The sequence below is a fragment of the Massilia sp. CT11-108 genome (assembly GCF_047302915.1).
Taxonomy (GTDB): Bacteria; Pseudomonadota; Gammaproteobacteria; order Burkholderiales; family Burkholderiaceae_D; genus Telluria; species Telluria orientalis.
On the sequence record NZ_JBKYMO010001086.1, the window covers coordinates 1 to 747 of the forward strand.

General features: G+C 69.6%; 1 protein-coding gene. It reads right to left on the reverse strand.

All coding sequences use genetic code 11. The features are described 5' to 3' along the window. A partial coding sequence (locus ACEN88_RS33300; protein ID WP_413346595.1) for an acyltransferase domain-containing protein occupies nt 1–728 on the reverse strand: 728 nt, incomplete at its 3' end. Nucleotides 729–747 lie beyond the last annotated feature (19 nt).

Below are 747 nucleotides of genomic sequence, written 5' to 3' on the forward strand. Positions count from 1 at the left end.
GCTGACCAGGGGACGGCCCGGCCGCCGTTCACGCGCCAGACCAACGGGCCGTGCTCGTGGCGCCGGCGCGCTTGCGCCAATGTCTCGTCGAGACCCTGCTCAGCCAGTCCTCGTCCTGAGAACCATTGCCCGAGGTTGATGGGCAATCCCCTGGCTTCCGCCTGCGCCAGCAGCTGTGCGAGTTGTTCCCAGCCGTTCCTTCCCGGGGCGTCGAGCGCAAGCACGCAGTGCGGACGCTCGCCGAGGATGCGACCGACCAGGCCCGTCAGCGTCAGGCCCGGCCCGCACTCGACGAACACATGTGCGCCTGCCGCGTACACCGCCTCGATCTGATCCGTGAAGCGGACCGGTTCGGAGATATGTCGCGCCAGCAGCGAGCGCATCTGGTCGGGTTCGGGCGGATAGGGGGCCGCGGTCAGGTTGGCATAGACTGGCACGCGGGGCGGCGCGAAAGCGACCGGGTTCAATTCATCGGCCAGGGCAGCTCCGGCCACCGCCATCTGCGGGCAATGGAATGCCGTGCTCACGGCGATCCGCCTGGTGCGCATGCCCTGCTGGACCAGGACCGGCAGCGCCGCCTCGATCGACTCCGGCGTACCGGCAATGATGGTCTGGTCGGGCGCATTCAGGTTGGCCACCGTGACTTGCAGACCGTGGCGGGCGATGGCCTCGTTCGCCCGGTCGCCATCCACGTCGAGGGCCGCCATGGCGCCGGCCGGCGCGATCACGCGTGAGGCCTTGCTGCAC